Annotated in this window: 1 protein-coding gene and 1 pseudogene; both read left to right on the top strand. The window is 41.8% G+C overall.

Translation table 11 applies throughout. The features are described 5' to 3' along the window. Positions 1-567: pseudogene (gene yfmC, locus ACWHAR_RS27325) on the top strand (Fe(3+)-citrate ABC transporter substrate-binding protein YfmC); the annotation flags it as partial. A gap of 69 nt (positions 568-636) precedes the next feature. Beyond that, a partial coding sequence (locus ACWHAR_RS27320; protein ID WP_452088463.1) for a hypothetical protein occupies positions 637-703 on the top strand: 67 nt, incomplete at its 3' end.

Raw genomic sequence — 703 nt, 5'->3', positions numbered from 1 at the left:
GAGCGCCATAAAAACATTTATAAACAGCTGAAAAAAATCGCCCCGACGATTGAATTAAAAAGCCGTGAAGCGACATATGACGAAACGATCGACAGCTTTACGACCATTGCTAAAGCATTAAATAAAGAAGATGAAGGAAAAGAAAAGCTTGCCGAGCACAAAAAAGTCATCAACGATCTAAAAGCCGAACTTCCGAAAGATGAAAACCGCAACATCGTTCTCGGCGTTGCAAGAGCGGATTCCTTCCAGCTTCATACATCATCATCCTATGACGGAGAAATCTTTAAAATGCTAGGCTTTACACACGCTGTGAAGTCAGATAACGCCTATCAAGAGGTCAGCCTTGAGCAATTGAGCAAAATCGATCCTGATATTTTGTTCATCTCAGCCAACGAAGGCAAAACCATTGTAGATGAGTGGAAAACGAACCCGCTCTGGAAAAATCTCAAAGCGGTGAAAAATGGACAAGTCTATGATGCGGACCGTGACACTTGGACAAGATTCAGAGGCATCAAGTCTAGTGAAACAAGCGCCAAAGATGTGCTTAAAAAAGTGTATAATAAATAGGACAAATGAGAAGCGAGGGGAAATCCTTGCTTCTTCGTTTTTGCAACCAGACGCAGTAAGGAAGTGAGACTGTTGTATCATTCAGCCAAACGGCGCTCATCATCAAGACTGATGATGTTTATCATTGCACTGATTA

The sequence above is a fragment of the Bacillus sp. LR--39 genome, assembly GCF_053613335.1.
The sequence above is the reverse complement of the archived record's forward strand: the minus strand, read 5'-3'. Positions and strand labels throughout refer to the sequence as shown.